Origin of the sequence: Oscillibacter sp. MSJ-31 (genome assembly GCF_018918025.1) — a bacterium.
GTDB lineage: Bacteria > Bacillota > Clostridia > Oscillospirales > Oscillospiraceae > Hominicoprocola.
This window is the reverse complement of the sequence record NZ_JAHLPT010000008.1, coordinates 76583-92965: the sequence shown is the minus strand read 5'-3', so window position 1 is coordinate 92965 and position 16383 is coordinate 76583. Positions and strand designations below refer to the sequence as shown.

Below are 16383 nucleotides of genomic sequence, written 5' to 3'. Positions count from 1 at the left end.
ACAAAAAGATCATAGCGGAGTATATCCGAAATCAACTTGAGGAGGATTACGCTGCGGATCAGATCAGCATCAAAGAATATGCAGACCCGTTTACGGGTGACAAGAATAAGAAGGCATAAAAAGACAGCCGCTTGAAGCGGCTGCCTGAAATGGTAATGCGGTGTCAAACCTTCAACGCCCCTTTCAGGGGCTACGGTCGTAATAGCCCCTTTTAGGGGCAGACCAAACCACCAGTTTACTGGTGGTTATGATTATGCAAACGCAGGACAAAATAAAAAAATGCGCCGTTTCCTCGTCCCCGCAGCCTTCAAAAAGCGGACTGCAATTTTCTGCTTGCTCCCCGCGCGGGGCTGTGGTAGAATAGCATTGCTATGCGGGCATGATGAAATTGGCAGACATGCGAGATTTAGGTTCTCGTGCTTTACGGCGTTGGGGTTCGAGTCCCCATGCCCGCACCAAAAATAAGACCATCTGCCAAAGGCAGATGGTCTTATTTTTGGGTTCCGCTCCCTGTGGCCGCTCAACCCCAAGGGGATCGAACATGCCCGGAGCAAGTGAATTGCCCCTGCGCCAGGATTTTGCTGCGCAAAATACTTGTGACGGCGCACCCGCGCCGCCCCGCCGTGTGGGAGTCCGGTTCGGTCGGCGTCCATACTGCTGCATCATGGCCGACGGAGCGGGACTCACGCTCGCTTTACCGCACTACAGCAACATATTACGGTTTTGTTACAGATGCCCAAAACCCCTTTACTTTGCAAAAAATTGGGGTATACTGGCAAGTGGAAGGAGGGGAGACCGAATGGAAGACTATACCCGCAAATTCAACGCCGCGAAGGAAAAGGACGAGGAGATCCACCACATCCTGACGAGCGTGTACACCGCGCTGGAGGAGAAGGGCTATAACCCCATCAATCAGCTCGTGGGCTACATCCTTTCGGAGGACCCCACCTACATCACCAACCACCGGCAGGCGCGCACGCTGATCCGCAAGCTGGATCGCGACGAGCTGCTGCAGGTCCTTCTGCGCAGCTACCTGAGCCAGTAAAAATTTTTCCGCTGTTTTGAAATACCCCGAGGGTCGAAAAAAGGCTCCCGGGGCATTTTGCACAGTTTTTCGGATTTGAGGAGGGATTGAAATGAAGAAAATTGTATTATGCAATGGACGCACCATGCGATGCCCGACTTTTCTTCTTTGCATTGCAGGCGTTTTGCTGGCAGTCGGTGTTTGGGCTGCTTACACGCAGAGCAAAGACATCGATGTCTATACGGAAAAGGATACGCTTGTCGGTGCGTATATTAACTATCTGTCAAAGGCGAGCAGCGCTCGGACGGCAAGAGAAAATATGAATTTCCTATGCGAATCGCCGGGAATGGGGACCTTGCCGATGGGATCATCCATGATCGATTTGGATGAGGCGGAGCAAAGCGGCTATCTTTTTCCGGTGGCCGGAAATGATATTGCTGCGGAAAAAAAGAAGGCTGAGTACTGTGCATCAATTGCAGTGCAGCAGCATGATTTGGTCGTTGAGCAGTTCGGAGCTAACGCATGGGATAATGTTTCATATACCTTGAAGGAGATCGAGCCTGCAGATGGAGATTTGGGGTATCGGGTGAAGTCGACGGGTGAGTTTGTTGATAAAGAGGAATACGAAAAGATCCTGTATGGGTATTGGGAAGCTGTTGCGGCACAAGAGGGGACTTCCTATGCCGATCTTTTCTTGACGGAAGGCGAGAGCGCTGAAAATATTGCAAGCAAGCGTGTCGATCTTATTGCGAAGTATAGCGATGCTATCCCGGTTGAGCTTGTAACGGTGTCGGATTTCCGGACTTACGAGGTCCTGTTGTCTTTTAACGGTAAAACGATATCGGCCGATGGATACGAAGACTTCCATTTTGTGATCGATAACAAAGATGACAACTGGAAAGTGCTTCAGGGACTTTCTTGGGCTGCGCCTTATCCCGAAGATCCGACCGGAGACTGAAGGAAAGCGAAATGGAAAGGTACTCCGAGTTCATATTCGCTGTCGAATTCGCATCGCCTGTTATCGAACAGAATACACGAAATCTTACATAACCTTTTGTGACGTTTGGTTGACAAGCGGCGCGGGCGATGGTAGAATGAGCAGGAATCGGAATTAAAGTGAGGAGTGTTTCAATATGGCTGAGAATCTCGTTTACCGCGGTCATCCGCTGCGCCGCGTGGACAATCTGGTCTACTACGGCTCGATGGCGGATAAGTATATCATCATGATGCAGGTGCTTGACACCGAGGACGTGAAGGACCTCAAGCTCGCCAAGCGCGTGTCCATCCAGCTCCAGCTCACCGACCCCAACCTCCGCTCGCGCGACCGCGTGGTCCGCTCCACGGAGAAGGGCAGCATGGCCGAGGCCATGGAGTTTGCCACCATCTGGCTCGAGCGCGCCCTGAGCGGCAAGATGTGAGCCTGCTTTGATCGAAACAAAACGCAGCAGTCCGGCTTCCAAAGCCGGACTGCTGCGTTTTTCTTTGCAAAATCTAAGCAAATTATTGATAATTTATGGAATATATAACGATTTTATAGAGATTAAACGGTCAAAAGTTACATTTTTGAATGTTTTTTATCGTTGGAAATGCGGAAAATGAAGGGTTCGACGCGATTCGACATTTCCCGCACCACACTGCACATTAGACTGTGTGCAGAAAGGGTGCGGGGCAGAGTGGTGTGTGGCTGCTCCGTGCCGGATCGGAACAAGAAAAAGGAGAAATCGTTATGCTGACAATCGAGTTAAATATGTACCACGCAGTTGCTTTAGGCGCTTTCCTGTTCTGGATGGGCGGGATCATCACCGACAAGGTGAGACTGCTCAACCGATATTGTATCCCCGCTCCGCTGGTCGGCGGACTGTGCTTTTCCATTCTCAACTGCATTCTCTACTCCGCCGGCATCGCGTCCATGCCTATCAAAAGCTGCTGACCGATGAAGCGCGGGAGCTGCTGGACGACGCCGGGTGCGCGGAGGTGGAGATCACCTGGGGCAGCGAGCCGGTCGAGCCCGTGGAAGCCATCATGCGCTCGGCGGGGCTGCGGGATGCCGACAGCGGCGATGACGCCGCGTGGGACGTAGCCGGGTTTGAAAAGAGCTTGCTGGAAAATTACGGCGTCACGCCGCATCACTATGAGGATCTGGGCGACGGTGTTTATCAGGTCTATGTGGAGATCGATGGCGAGATCGTTCCCTTTGTCACGGTCGATTCCGCGACCGGCGACTATCACGGGTGATCGCCCGGCCCGTTTCCGGCGGAGGGCGGATGGGACGGAAAAGCCCCGCGGTCAGGCCCCGCTGCCCCAAATAGACTGAAGGGACCGTTCTCTGCGGAAGAGAACGGTCCCTTTTGCGGTGTTATTTGTTTACCAGCAGCTTTTTCATGCTGCGCTCGAGCCCATCCACGCTCAGCGGGTACATATCAATGAGCCGCGCGATGTGGCCGTAGCTCTGACCCCAATAGCCGCCGTAGCGCGGCGGCTCTTCGGGATTGAGCCAGATGAGATGGTCGTACTGTTCTTTGAAGCGCTTGAGCCAGTCCATGCCGGAGAGCGAGCCGCTGCCGGCGAAATAGTCGTAACGCTTTTCCGTCAGCTCGTACATATCCATCAGCGCGTCGCCGACAAAAATGACCTTGTACTCGCTGCCGAAATTCTTCAGCAGCCACTCGGTCGAAACGCCGTGCTCGCGGTACATCCGCGGGTCGGTGTAGACGCGCGAGTAGACGCAGTTGTGGAAGTAGTAGACGTGCAGCTCCTTGAAGTGGTTGGACTGCCGCGCCGCCTGGAAGAGCATCGAGCAGAGCTGAGAGTAGTAGCTCATCGAGCCGCCGGAGTCCATCAGCATCAGCACCTTGACGGTGTTGCGCCGCGGGCGCTTGTAGCGCACCTTGAGCGTGCCCGCGTTGTCGCAGGTGTCGCGGATGGTGCCGTCCACGTCGAACTCCGTCTTGTCGCCGAGCGACTGGTCGGAATACTGCCGCAGCAGGCGGAAAGCCATCTGGAACTGGCGGATGTCGAGCGTATTGTCGCGGCGGAAATCGCGGTACTTTCGCTCTCCCGCGACCTGAAAGACGCGGCGGTAGATGCTCTCGCCGCCGACGCGGATGCCCTGCGGGCTGTGGCCGGCGTTGCCGAAGTTGGAGTAGCCGCCCGTGCCGATCCAGTACGAGCCGCCGTTGTGCTCCTCGGTCTGTTCGCGGAGGCGTTCTTCAAACATCTTGAGAATCTCGTCGATGCTCTTTTCCGCATAGCCCTGCTCGCGCAGAAAGGCGCGGAACTCCTCAAGCGCGTTTTTCGGGTGGTTGAGCCAGTCCATCAACTCGTCCGGCAGCAGCTCCTCGGGGAAGGGCACGTCCTTGAAATACTCCAAAAACGCGGCGTCAAACTTGTCGTAGTCCGCCTCGCTCTTGACGAGCACGGCGCGGCAGAGGTCGTAAAAGCCCGTCAGCGTCGAGCGGTGCAGCCCGAGCAGCAGCCCCTCCATGAGCGTCATCCACTCGTTGAGCGAAACGCCGAAGCCGCGCTGACGCAGAAGGTAGAAAAATCCGACAAACATGGGCTTACCGCATCCGGCGCTGCATCGCCGTGATGTCCTTGCCCTTTTTGAGCAGTACGCCGGCAAAGGGAATGTCCTTTGCGATGCGCGCGGGATCGACGCCGCCGAGCTGGAGCGCGCGGAGCCAGTCCACCAGCTCGCTCGTGGAGGGCTTTTTCTCGATGCTGTCGATCGAGCGCAGCCAATAGAAGGCCTGCATCGCCTGCGCGAGCAGCGCTTCGTCGAGCTTGTCAAAGTGGACGCGGATGATCTTCTCCATCTGCTCCTGCGTGGGGAAGGCGATGTAGTGGAAGATGCAGCGGCGCAGGAAGGCGTCGGGCAGCTCCTTTTCCGCGTTGGACGTGATGATGACGATGGGGCGCTGCTTTGCCTTGACCGTTTCCTTTGTTTCGGGAATGTAGAACTCCATCTTGTCCAGCTCCCAAAGGAGGTCGTTGGGGAACTCAAGATCGGCCTTGTCCACCTCGTCGATGAGCAGCACCACCTGCTCGTCGGAGGAGAATGCCTCGCCGAGCTTGCCGAGCTTGATGTATTTTGCGATGTCATCCACGCCGGCGGAGCCGAACTGGCTGTCGTAGAGACGCTGGACGACGTCGTAGACGTACAGACCGTCCTGCGCCTTGGTGGTGGATTTCACGTTCCAGATGATGAGCTTCTTGCCCAGCGCGTCGGCGACGGCCTGCGCCAGCATGGTCTTGCCCGTGCCGGGCTCGCCCTTGATGAGCAGCGGCTTTTGCAGCGCCACGGCGATGTCCACCGCGCCCATCAGCTCGGGCGAGGCGACGTAGTTTTCGGTCCCGCGGAAGGAAACAGACATAGAAATACCTCGTTACATAAAAGTTTGATCCTATTTTACATAGCCGCGCCGCCGGTGTCAATGCGGAGCGGGGGAGAAAAAATGCTAAAAAACACTCAAACGGTCGTTGCATTCCTGAAGCTGCTGTGCTATAATACAGAAAAGAATCCGATAAGGAGGCAGCGGACCATGAAAAAACTGACCAAAATGCAGCAGAAGGTCTACGATTACATCGCCCAATTCATGACCAAGTGGGGCTATCCGCCCTCTGTGCGCGAGATCTGCGCAGAGCTGAATTTCAAGTCCCCGTCCACCGCGCATTTTCATATCCTGAATCTGGAGAAAAAGGGCTATCTGGAGCATGACGCCGGCAAGGGCCGCGCCATCCGGCTCAAGGGCGAGGCGCAGACCGCGCCTGCCGTGCCCGCCGCCCCTGCGGCGCCGTCGAACGCCGTTGACTTCATGGAGGAGCGGGACGCGCGGGAGAACCGCATCCCCATCGTCGGCAACGTCGCCGCCGGCAGCCCCATCCTTGCGCAGGAGTGCGTGGAGGATTACCTGACCTTTGATACCGGCAGCCGCAGCGGCGAGTTCTTTGCCCTGCGCGTGCGCGGCGAGTCCATGCTGGGCGTCGGCATCCTGCCGGACGATCTGGTCGTCGTCCGCCGCCAGCAGACCGCCAACAACGGGGAGATCGTCGTCGCCCTCATCGGGGACGAGGCCACGGTCAAGACCTTCAAGAAGCAGAACGGCGAGATCTGGCTCCTGCCCGCGAACCCCGACTACCAGCCCATTGACGGGCGGGAGTGCGAGGTGCTCGGCAAGGTCGTTGCCGTTGTGCGCCAGTATTGAGCCGGAAACCGACCCTGTATATTGAAAAAGCGTTTCGCGACCGAAAGCAGGCCGCGGAACGCTTTTTTATTGTTGGGAGAAGCGCTCAGCTCTCCGAGCCGGAGAGGTGGAAGCGCCAATCCGCGAAGCCGTAAAACGGATCGGAGGCGGTCGGGGTCATGCCGTCCACGAGACCGGAGGGCGTGAGCACCGTTTTGGACTTGAAGAGCAGCGGCGCAAAGGGCGTTTCCTCGACAAAGCCCTCGGCGTACCGTGCGGCAGAGGCGTTCCCGCCGAGCAGGAGCGCGTCGTTCTGGGCGGAGAGCTGCTCGCTCGCAAAGCCACCGTAGTTCATCGCGCCGTCGGCGTCGAGCAGTGCGCTCACGTCCCAGTCGGCGGTCAGGCGCACCTCGCCGAGGTAGAGGTCGAAGCTGCCGGCCTCCAGCGCGGCGGCGTATTCCCCCCACGGCAATTCGCGCACCGTGACCGTCAGCGCGGCGGTCGTGAGCTGGGCGCAGAGGCTTTCGGCGACTGCGCATCGGAAGGCATTCTCCTTGTTCACCAGCAGCGTCAGGCTGCGCGGGCGCGAGGCGGTCACGCCGGCAGTCTCCAGCGCGGCGGCGTACTCCTCCGCCGTGGTGCGGTACTCGTATGTCTTCGGATAGTCCGCGTCCTGCGGCGCGATGGGAAGCTGCGCCGCCGTGCCGTGCCCGGAGAGCAGGGAGGAGACAAGCGTGCCGCGGTCGATCACGCCGCTCATCGTGCGGCGCACCGCGGCGTCGTTGAGCGGAGTGCGGCTCAGGTTGAAGCCGAGGTACTGCATTGCCGCGGTCGGGACGTCGGTGGACTCCACCGCGCCGCCGACCGTCCGTGCGCCGGTGCCGGTCGGATCGAGGCAGAGGAAGTGGACGCTGCGGGAGGCGAACCGGCTCAGCGCGGTGTCGTTGTCCTTGACCGCGGCAAGCGCGATGCGCTCGAGCGGCAGAGAGCTGCCTTGCCAATGGGGATTTGCGGTCAGCGCCGCGCCGTCGGCTGCCGTTGTGTAGACGTAGGGGCCGGTGCCGAGCGGAACGAGGTCGTTCTCCGTGCCGGCCTTGACGATGGGAATGTCCAGCAGGGCGGGGAAGCTGCCGTTTGCTTGCGTCAGCGTGACGATCAGCGTATGCGCGTCCTGCGCCTTCATCGAGGCGACGTTCGCTAAGCGCGCGCCGTAGCGCGCGGACTCCGCCGCGCGGCGGTAGGCCGCGAGCACGTCGTTCGCGGTGAGGGCCGTGCCGTCGGAAAAGACTGCGCTGCGCAGCGCGAAGGTCCACGTCAGCGCCTGGGCGTCGCAGCTGCTGTGCTCGCACAGCACCGGCTGCGGCGCAAAGGAATTGTCGAGCGTGAAGAGCGGCTCGTAGAGCAGCGCGCCGACGGTCTGCTGCACGCCGTCGATGCAGGTCACGGGGTCAAAGGTCTGGCCCGAGAGATAGGGCAGGGTGAAGTCGGAGATCTGCGCCGGCTCGCGCCGCGGTTCCTCCTCCGACGGGGAGGACAGGTCATCGTTCCAGAAGTCGTCCGGCTCCGGCTCCGCCTCCCAGCAGCCGGTCAGCGAGAGCGCGAGGACCAGCGCGAGCGCGAGCGCCGTCAGCCGCCGCGTCACAGGGCGTCCTCCGTCAGGACGATGACCGCCGCCATGCCGCCGCGCTCGCCGCCCATGCCGCGGTGCGACCAGTAGCGATCGGGGCGGCATTTGGTGCAGTCGGGGTGTACGTCGATGCGCGAGGGGTCCAGTCCGCTGCGCAGCAGCCACAGACGGTTGATGGATTTGAGGTCGATGTGGTACTTGTCGCCGCGGCGCTCGATGCGCTCGTCCACGGCGGGGTCCATGAGCTCATGGAAGGCATCCGCCACGTCGCCGTCGGTCTCAAAGCAGCACTTGCCGATGGCGGGGCCGATGGCCGCGCGCGTCGTGTAGGGGTCCGCGCCGTAAAGGCTCATCATCGTGACGAGCGCCTTGAGCACAATGCCGCTTGCCGTGCCGCGCCAGCCGGCGTGGATGGCGGCGATGGAGCGCGAGGTCGGGTCGTAGACCGTGATCATGCAGCAGTCCGTGCCGTAGGCAAAGAGCGGTAGGTTCGGCACGTTTGTGATGAGCGCGTCGGCGTCGTAGGGCCGCTCGTCCCAGCGGAGCTTGCCGGCGTCCTCCTCCCGCGCGACGCGCACGAGGTCGGAGTGGATCTGGCGGCAGCCGACGGCGCGCGAGGCGTCGAAGCCGACGGCGGCGCCGAGGCGGCGGTAGTTTTCGAGGATGTTCTCCTCACGGTCGCCGCGGTTGCTCGCAAGGTTGAGCGAGTCGAACGGCGCGGGACTCACGCCGCCGTGACGGGTGGTGAAGGCGTGGCGCACGCCGCCGACGGAGAGCGTGCCGGCGGTGTCGAAGATCACGCCGTTGACGTTGTGCTCGGTAAAGGACATAAGGGACCTCCTTTCGCGCCTGCGGCGCGGGGAAATTTGCCGCGCACGGCGCGGCGGAGCTGCGGTGAATGGAAAGCTATTGCTGCTTTTTCAATAAATGAAAAGCGATATGGCAGATCAGATATACAAGGCTTTGTATCCCCCAAAAACAGGCAGTGACCAATGCTGCTCCGAACCATACCGGAAAACTGATAAATCCACCTGTTTGGAGAAATAAATGGGTATGTTTAAGGCCGCACAGCTCATAGGCGGGAAAGTAGAGCAAAAAATAAAGGGGGATGTTCAGCAATGTATACCGCCAAGAAACGAACTTGTAAAATAACAACGGCAAACCGATCAGGCTTACCCAGAAAACATAATGCCCGGTCTGACTCCGTGCGGGAGGGGAATTTAGTCCCAATAAATCATCGGAAACGATCAGGCAGAGCAGAATGGTTAAAATTCCCATTACTCCGGCCCAAAGCCACTTTTTGAAAATCCCTTGCTGATTCATTCATACCCTCCAATGATCCTGACTTGCCCGATCACCTCACAGGGTTTCCTCACCGCCGCATTCCAATGTTTCGCGAACGAAATGTGCCTGCAGATGACTTTCGGTGACCAGAACGGACTCCTGATGGAAGAAAGCGCACAGGTCCTTGGCGATATCCTTCACAACGGTTTTGTTAACGTCGATCAGGGTGAGGACCAGACTGTTCTCCCGGGCGTATTCTCCGCTTTCGTAAATATACCCGCCCTCCTGCACCTGAAAGGAAAAAGGCACTTTGTAGGAATAGCATACATTACGAAGCACCCTGATATACTTTTCGTTTTCAAAGAGCTGTGTGTTCGTCGACAGATCGTTCAGCCCAATGTAGATTTTTGACTCGACCATATTCAGCGCCCCCTGTGTGCATGACCGATGCGGATTTATTTGCGTGACGTCCTCTTGCCCCATCCCACCGCAGGAGCGGCTGAGCGGAAAGAGAAGTAGGTCAGATCGTTTCAAAAAAACATGTGCATACCGTTGCCGACAGGTAATATGACATCGGCAGATCGAGGGTCAAGGGGCGGCGCCCCTTGCGTTCTCTTGGGGTTTCAAAGGGGGTATTCTCTTTCGGAAAGAGAATACCCCCTTTTGTTTTTACCGTCCGCAGCACTGCTTATTTTCCGCGCTGCCGCGCAGCGCAAAAAATGCCGGATGGCAGCTCGCTCGCCGCTGACGCGGCAACCGCTCGTATGCCGCGTATCAGCAGGCTGCGTCCGTTACCGTCCGCAGCACTGCTTATTTTCCGCGCTGCTGTGCAGCGCAAAAAATGCCGGATGGCAGCTCGCTCGCCGCTGGCGCGGCAACCGCTCGTGTGCCATGTATCAGCAGGTTGCGTCCGTTACCGTCCGCAGCACTGCTTATTTTCCGCGCTGCCGCGCAGCGCAAAAAATGCCGGATGGCAGCTCGCTCGCCGCTGACGCGGCAACCGCTCGTATGCCGCGTATCAGCAGGCTGCGTCCGTTACCGTCCGCAGCACTGCTTATACTTTTTTCCGCTGCCGCAGGGGCAGGGGTCGTTGCGGCCGATCTTCTGCACCTTGCGCGGCTGCTTTTTCACGCTGCCGTCGCCCGCGGTGGTGGCGACGATGCCCTCGGCCACGCGCTCGCGCTTGACCTCGGCCTCGCTCTTGATGCGGGCGGAAAAGATGCGGCGCACAGTCTCGTCCTGAATGGCGGAGATCATCTCCTCGAACATTTCGAGGGATTCCTTCTTGTAGGCGTCGATGGGGTTGACCTGCGCGTAGGCGCGCAGGCGGATGCCCTGACGCAGCTCCTGCATGGCGTCGATATGGTCCATCCAGTATTCGTCGACCACGCGCAGCAGCACCACGCGCTCAAGCTCGCGCATGATGGGGGAGGTGACGGCCTCCTCCTTGCGCTCGTAGGTGGTGACGGCGGCGTTGAAGAACAGCTCCGTCAGCTCGTCCTCGCCCATGGCGGCGAGCTCAGCGGGCGTTTCGGCGACCATGCCGCGCGGGAAGTACATACCCTCGAGGCTGCCGAGGATCTCGCGCACGCCGTCCTCGTCGAGCTTACCGTGCTCGCCGGAGTGGAGCGTGACCTGATTGGAAATGCCGCTGCGGATCATGCCGAAGATGGTATCCTTGAGGTTGCGGCCGTCGAGCACCTGCTTGCGCTGCCCGTAGATGATCTCGCGCTGCTTGTTCATCACGTCGTCGTATTCAAGCGTCGCCTTACGGGACTGGAAGTTGCGGGACTCGACGCTGGTCTGCGCGTTCTCGATGGACTTCGAGAGCATCTTGTTCTCGATGGGCGTGTCCTCGTCGAGGTTCATGCGGTCCATGAGGTTTGTGATGCGCTCGCCGCCGAACAGGCGCAGCAGATCGTCCTCGAGCGAGAGGTAGAAGCGCGTCTCGCCCGGGTCGCCCTGACGGCCGGCACGGCCGCGGAGCTGATTGTCGATGCGGCGGGAGTCGTGGCGCTCGGTGCCGATGATGAACAGACCGCCGGCCTCGCGCACGCGGTCGGCCTCGCCCGCGATCTCGGCCTTGTGCCTGGCGAGCGCTTCGGCGAACAGCGCGCGGGCGTCGAGGATCTCCTGATCGTCGGTCTCGGCGTAGCCGGTCGCCTCGGCGATCAGCTCATCGGAGAGCCCGGCCTTGCGCAGGTCGTTCTTGGCCATGTATTCGGCGTTGCCGCCGAGCATGATATCGGTGCCGCGACCCGCCATGTTGGTGGCGACCGTCACCGCGCCGAGCTTACCGGCCTGCGCGACGATCTCGGCTTCCTTCTCGTGGTTCTTCGCGTTGAGCAGGTTATGCTTGATGCCCTCGCGGGAGAGCAGATAGGACAGATGCTCGTTCTTCTCGATGGACACCGTGCCGACCAGCACGGGCTGGCCCTTGGCGTGGCATTCCTTGACCTGCGCGATGACCGCGCGGTACTTTGCCGCCTCGGTCTTGTACACCACGTCGGGATCGTCGATACGCGCGATGGGGCGGTTGGTGGGGATCTCGATGATGTCGAGGTTGTAGATGGTGCCGAATTCCTCCTCCTCGGTCAGCGCCGTACCGGTCATACCGGAGAGCTTCTTGTAAAGGCGGAAGTAATTCTGGAAGGTGATGGTCGCGAGCGTCTTGCTCTCGCGGGCGACGGTGACGTGCTCCTTGGCCTCGATGGCCTGATGCAGACCCTCGCTGTAGCGGCGGCCGAACATCAGTCGGCCCGTGAACTCGTCGACGATGACGACCTCACCGTCCTTGACGACGTAGTCGATGTCGCGCTTCATCGTGCCGTGCGCCTTGATGGCCTGATTGATGTGGTGGGCGATGGTGGAGTTCTCGGGATCGGAGAGGTTCTCGATCTCGAAATACTGCTCGGCCTTGGCGATGCCGCGGGCGGTGAGCGTCGCGGTCTTGGCCTTTTCGTCCACGATGTAGTCGGCGTCAACGTTGACGTCCTCTTCCTCCTTTTCGTCCGTCTCCGCGATGACCTTCTTGCGGAAGCGGGCGACGAGAGCCTCGGTGCGGCTGTACATCTCCGTGGACTTCTGCCCGATGCCGGAGATGATGAGCGGCGTGCGCGCCTCGTCGATGAGGATGGAGTCCACCTCGTCCACGATGGCGAAGGCGTGGCCGCGCTGCACCAGCTCGGAGGAGAAGAGCGCCATGTTGTCGCGTAGGTAGTCGAAGCCCATCTCATTGTTGGTGCCGTAGGTGATGTCGGCGGCGTAGGCCGCGCGGCGCTCGTCGCTCGTGAGGTCATGGACGATCAGGCCCACACTCAGACCGAGGAAGCGGTGCACCTTGCCCATCCACTCGCTGTCGCGCTTGGCAAGGTAGTCGTTCACGGTGACGATGTGCACGCCGTTTCCGGTGAGCGCGTTGAGGTAAGCGGGGAGAGTGGCGACGAGCGTTTTGCCCTCGCCGGTCTTCATCTCGGCGATGCGCCCCTGATGGAGCACGATGCCGCCGATGAGCTGCACGCGGTAGGGATAAAGCCCGAGCACGCGGCCCGCGGCCTCGCGCACGGCGGCGAAGGCTTCGGGCAGAATGTCGTCGAGCGTTTCGCCGTTGGCGAGCCGCGCCTTGAATTCCGGCGTCTTGGCGCGCAGCTCCTCGTCCGTCAGGGCGCGGTACTCGTCCGCCATCGCCTCGATCTTATCGACGATCGGATAAATGCTCTTGAGCTCCCGCTCGGAGTAGGTGCCGAAGAGCTTGGTGATCAGTCCCATATCAAAAACTTCCTTTCACGGAAAATCGAAATACTTTTGCAAAAAAGCATAAAAATACTTCTATAGTATAGCACGCCCTGTCCGGATATGCAAAGGAAAAATGCGCGGGAATGTGAACGGACGGTAAATTTCCGCACAATATGACGCCTGTGCGCCTTGCAAGCGGGGGCGGCGTGTGTTAAGATAGAGAAACCACAAAGCAAGAGACCCACAGCGAAAGACAACGGAGGATCTTACGATGAAACTGTATTTTTACGGCGCGGACCGCTGCGTGACCGGTTCGTGCCACTGCCTGGAGATCAACGGCAAGCGCATCCTGGTGGACTGCGGCTTACAGCAGGGGCGCGACGAGCTGGACAACGCCATGTTCGCCTTCAACCCCGGCGACATCGACATCCTGCTCGTCACCCACGCGCACATCGACCACACGGGCCGCATCCCGCTGCTGGTCAAACGCGGCTTCACGGGCCGCATCCTGACCACCCGCCTGACGGCGGACCTCATGCACATCATGCTGCTCGACTCCGCCCACATTCAGGAGAGCGACGCCGAGTATCAGAACCGCAAGGGTCAGCGCGCGGGCCGCGAGCCGGTCGAGCCGCTCTACACCGCCGAGGACGCGATGAATGTCTTTAAGTTCCTCACCGTCTGCGAGTACGGTCAGACGGTCGAGCTGTGCGAGGGCGTGACGGCGGTGTTCACCGACGCGGGCCACCTGCTCGGCAGCGCGAGCATCACGCTCGAGCTTGACGAGGGCGGCGTGCACAAGACGCTCGTTTTCTCCGGCGATATCGGCAACGTCGACCAGCCCATCATCCGCGACCCGCAGCTTTTGAAGAGGGCGGACTATGTGGTGATGGAGTCCACCTACGGCGACCGCAACCACACCGAGGTGTGGAGCTACACCGACGAGCTGGCGGAGATCATCGACGAGACGCTCGGCAAGGGCGGCAACGTCGTCATCCCGTCCTTCGCCGTGGGCCGCACGCAGGAGCTTTTGTACTTCATCCGTGAGATCAAGGATCAGGGGCTCGTGAAGTCCGTGCCCGATTTCCCGGTCTATATCGATTCGCCGCTCGCCAAGGCGGCGACCACGGTGTTCTGCGGCGACCTGCACGGTTATCTGGACGAGGCCGCGCTCGAGCTGGTGAAGGACGGCACGCATATGTTCTCGTTCCCGAACCTGCATTTGGTCGAGACGACCGAGGAATCCAGAATGCTCAACCTCGACAAAACACCCAAGATCATCATTTCTGCCTCCGGTATGTGCGACGCGGGGCGCATCCGCCACCATCTCAAGCACAACCTCTGGCGCGCGAACAGCGCGGTGGTGTTCGTCGGCTTCCAGTCGCCCGGCACGCTGGGCCGCAAGCTGCTCGACGGCGCGGAGAGCGTGAAGCTCTTCGGCGAGGAGATCGCCGTCAAGGCGAAGGTCGTGAACTTCCAGGGCCTTTCCTCCCACGCCGACCACGACCATCTGATCGAGTGGATCAAGGCGTTCGATCCGAAGCCCGCGCACGTCTTTGTCGTCCACGGCGACGCGGACGTGGCGCCCTTGTTCGCGGACGAGCTGTGCTCCCTCGGCTTCTCCGCTCACGCGGCGAAGTTCACCGAGAGCTACGACCTCGCCGCCGGCGTGATGCTCAGCGAGGGCTACATTTCCGAGCGCAAGCGCACGATGCAGGCCAGCCGCGCGGACAACCTCTACGGCAAGCTCCTTGCCGCGGGCGAGTCGCTGCTTGCGCTCATCCGCCGCTTCAAGGGCCGCTCGAACAAGGAGATCGCCGCCTTTACCGGCCAGATCACTGCGCTCATCGACCGCTTCCAATAAAATAGAAGGAAAGGGCGCGGGGCTCCGCGCCCTTTTTCGGGGAAAACACTATGGCTGTCACGAAAAATCAGGAATACACCGTTATCGTCGAGGGCTATTCGGGCGAGGGCGCGGGCGTCGCGCGCATCGACGGCTTTGTCGTCTTTGTGTCCGGCGCGCTGCGCGGCGAGGTCTGCCGTATTCTTATTCTGAAGGTGCTGAAGTCCGCGGCCTTTGCCAAGGTGCTCGAGGTGCTTGCGCCGTCGCCGCACCGCATCGCGCCGGACTGCCCGTACTTTCCGCGCTGCGGCGGCTGTACCTACCGCCACATGGACTATGCCGAGGAACTTGCCCTCAAGCGCCGGCGCGTGCAGGATAATCTTGCGCGCATCGGTGGGAGCGAGGTCGAGGTGGAGGAGATCCTCGGCGCGGCGGAGATGCGGCGCTACCGCAACAAGGCGCAGTATCCCGTCTCGCCGGACGGGAGGATCGGCTTCTACCGCGCCCGCACGCACGAGGTCATCGGCACGCGGGAATGTCTGCTGGTGAAGCCGGAGGCCGACGCCGCGGCGGAGGCCGTGCGGCAGTATATGCGCGATTTCCGTGCGGCGGGCTACGACGAGCGGACGGGGCGCGGCCTTCTGCGCCATGTCTATGTCCGCTCGAACACAAGGGGCGAGTGTCTGATCTGCCTGCTGGTGAACGGCAAGCGACTGCCGCATGAGGCGGAGCTGGTCGAGCGACTGCGCCGCGCCTGCCCGAAGGCGGTGGGCATCGTGCTCGGCGAGAACACGCGGCGGGACAATGTGATCCTCGGCGAGCGCTACCGCACGCTTTGGGGGGCCGACCGGCTGGAGGATGTGCTCTGCGGGAGAGTGTTCCGGCTGAGCGTGCCGTCGTTCTATCAGGTCAACCGCGAACAGGCCGAGCGGCTCTACGCCAAGGCCATCGAGTATGCGCAGCTCACGGGTGAGGAGACGGTGCTCGACCTCTACTGCGGCGCGGGGACCATCACGCTTGCGCTCGCGTCCCACGCGAAGCGCGTCCTCGGCGCGGAGATCGTGCCGGAGGCCATCGACGACGCGCGGGAGAACGCCGCGCGCAGCGGTGTGGAAAACGCCGAATTCTTCTGCGGCGACGCCTCCGACGTGGCAAAAAAACTTGCGCAGGAGAATCTGCGGCCCGACGTCATCACGGTCGATCCGCCGCGCAAGGGGCTGGCGGAGGACGTGGTGGAAAGCATCGCGCGGATGCAGCCGGAGCGCGTGGTGTATGTCTCCTGCGACAGCGCGACGATGGCGCGCGATGTGGGGCGCTTCGCCGCCCTCGGCTATCGCGCCGTGCGCGCCTGCGCGGTCGACCTCTTCCCCCGCGCCGATCATGTGGAGACGGTGGCGCTGCTCAAAAGGCGGGAGGATGACCAAGGACCTGACAATTAAAAAATAAGCAAAATGCATAAGAAAAAGATGGAAAAATTGTAGATTTATGCTTGACAAATGTCGAAATATGAGTTATTATGCCTTTTGCTTGATGGCATTTTCTTAACGGAGCCTTTACATGGCTCCGCAAGTTCATCCTGTTGGCAAACCGGTCGAAAGGCCGGGACGCAAAGCTATAGTGTCTAAATGAACACCCTTGAAAAAGGTTCACATGACAGACTGGCCGCACCATTTGCTGCGGTCAGTCT

Annotated in this window: 15 protein-coding genes, 1 tRNA gene, 1 pseudogene and 1 riboswitch; of the genes and pseudogenes, 10 read left to right on the top strand and 7 right to left on the bottom strand. The window is 60.4% G+C overall.

Going from position 1 to position 16383, the window contains the following annotated elements; genetic code table 11:
• The 7 genes and pseudogenes from KQI17_RS13610 to KQI17_RS07605 form a co-directional block, all read left to right on the top strand.
• Positions 1-119, top strand: a pseudogene (locus tag KQI17_RS13610) (IS200/IS605 family transposase); the annotation flags it as partial.
• Between the two features lie 254 nt (positions 120-373).
• Positions 374-458, top strand: a tRNA-Leu gene (locus KQI17_RS07630).
• A gap of 341 nt (positions 459-799) precedes the next feature.
• Positions 800-1045: an IreB family regulatory phosphoprotein gene (locus KQI17_RS07625; RefSeq protein WP_022019242.1), complete on the top strand. Its 246-nt coding sequence runs from the start codon at positions 800-802 to the stop codon at positions 1043-1045.
• A gap of 91 nt (positions 1046-1136) precedes the next feature.
• A complete protein-coding gene (locus tag KQI17_RS07620) occupies positions 1137-1982 on the top strand; it encodes a hypothetical protein (protein WP_216495586.1) in 846 nt (281 codons plus the stop codon).
• A 175-nt stretch (positions 1983-2157) separates the two neighbouring features.
• Entirely contained in the window at positions 2158-2442 is a 285-nt protein-coding gene (locus KQI17_RS07615) for a hypothetical protein (protein WP_022019241.1), read from the top strand.
• Between the two features lie 308 nt (positions 2443-2750).
• Positions 2751-2954, top strand: a complete 204-nt coding sequence (locus KQI17_RS07610; RefSeq protein WP_216495585.1) for a sodium/glutamate symporter — start codon at positions 2751-2753, stop codon at positions 2952-2954.
• A gap of 44 nt (positions 2955-2998) precedes the next feature.
• On the top strand, positions 2999-3259 hold the full coding sequence (locus KQI17_RS07605) for a hypothetical protein (RefSeq protein WP_216495584.1): 261 nt from the start codon (positions 2999-3001) through the stop codon (positions 3257-3259).
• Between the two features lie 121 nt (positions 3260-3380).
• Here KQI17_RS07605 and KQI17_RS07600 read toward each other — a convergent pair whose 3' ends face one another.
• Entirely contained in the window at positions 3381-4580 is a 1200-nt protein-coding gene (locus KQI17_RS07600; RefSeq protein WP_216495583.1) for a VWA domain-containing protein, read from the bottom strand.
• Between the two features lie 4 nt (positions 4581-4584).
• Positions 4585-5397, bottom strand: a complete 813-nt coding sequence (locus KQI17_RS07595) for a MoxR family ATPase (protein WP_216495582.1) — start codon at positions 5395-5397, stop codon at positions 4585-4587.
• A gap of 168 nt (positions 5398-5565) precedes the next feature.
• On the opposite strand from KQI17_RS07595, the gene lexA reads away from it, so the two are divergent.
• A complete protein-coding gene (gene lexA / locus KQI17_RS07590) occupies positions 5566-6228 on the top strand; it encodes a transcriptional repressor LexA (RefSeq protein WP_022018010.1) in 663 nt (220 codons plus the stop codon).
• Positions 6229-6313: 85 nt separating this feature from the next.
• On the opposite strand, the gene KQI17_RS07585 is transcribed toward lexA, so the two are convergent.
• From KQI17_RS07585 to secA, 5 genes are all read right to left on the bottom strand, one after another.
• Entirely contained in the window at positions 6314-7849 is a 1536-nt protein-coding gene (locus KQI17_RS07585; protein ID WP_216495581.1) for an ABC transporter substrate-binding protein, read from the bottom strand.
• Positions 7846-8664, bottom strand: a complete 819-nt coding sequence (gene pgeF / locus KQI17_RS07580) for a peptidoglycan editing factor PgeF (RefSeq protein WP_216495580.1) — start codon at positions 8662-8664, stop codon at positions 7846-7848. Before pgeF ends, KQI17_RS07585 begins: the two co-directional genes overlap by 4 nt.
• A 76-nt stretch (positions 8665-8740) precedes the next feature.
• Positions 8741-9157 carry a hypothetical protein gene (locus KQI17_RS07575; protein WP_216495579.1) on the bottom strand — a complete coding sequence of 139 codons (417 nt, stop codon included), beginning with the start codon at positions 9155-9157 and terminating at the stop codon, positions 8741-8743.
• Between the two features lie 36 nt (positions 9158-9193).
• The gene (locus KQI17_RS07570) at positions 9194-9538 is read right to left on the bottom strand and encodes a hypothetical protein (protein ID WP_216495578.1); all 345 of its coding nucleotides are present in this window, start codon (positions 9536-9538) and stop codon (positions 9194-9196) included.
• 615 nt (positions 9539-10153) lie between these two features.
• Complete coding sequence (gene secA, locus KQI17_RS07565; RefSeq protein ID WP_216495577.1) at positions 10154-12886, bottom strand: preprotein translocase subunit SecA; 2733 nt, start codon at positions 12884-12886, stop codon at positions 10154-10156.
• Between the two features lie 238 nt (positions 12887-13124).
• Here secA and KQI17_RS07560 point away from each other — a divergent pair, with 238 nt between their 5' ends.
• Positions 13125-14717, top strand: a complete 1593-nt coding sequence (locus KQI17_RS07560) for an MBL fold metallo-hydrolase RNA specificity domain-containing protein (protein ID WP_216495576.1) — start codon at positions 13125-13127, stop codon at positions 14715-14717.
• Positions 14718-14767: 50 nt separating this feature from the next.
• Positions 14768-16135, top strand: coding sequence for a 23S rRNA (uracil(1939)-C(5))-methyltransferase RlmD (gene rlmD / locus KQI17_RS07555; protein ID WP_216495575.1), 1368 nt, complete (start codon positions 14768-14770; stop codon positions 16133-16135).
• A gap of 132 nt (positions 16136-16267) precedes the next feature.
• Positions 16268-16366, top strand: a riboswitch (cyclic di-GMP riboswitch).
• The last annotated feature ends 17 nt before the right edge of the window (positions 16367-16383 follow it).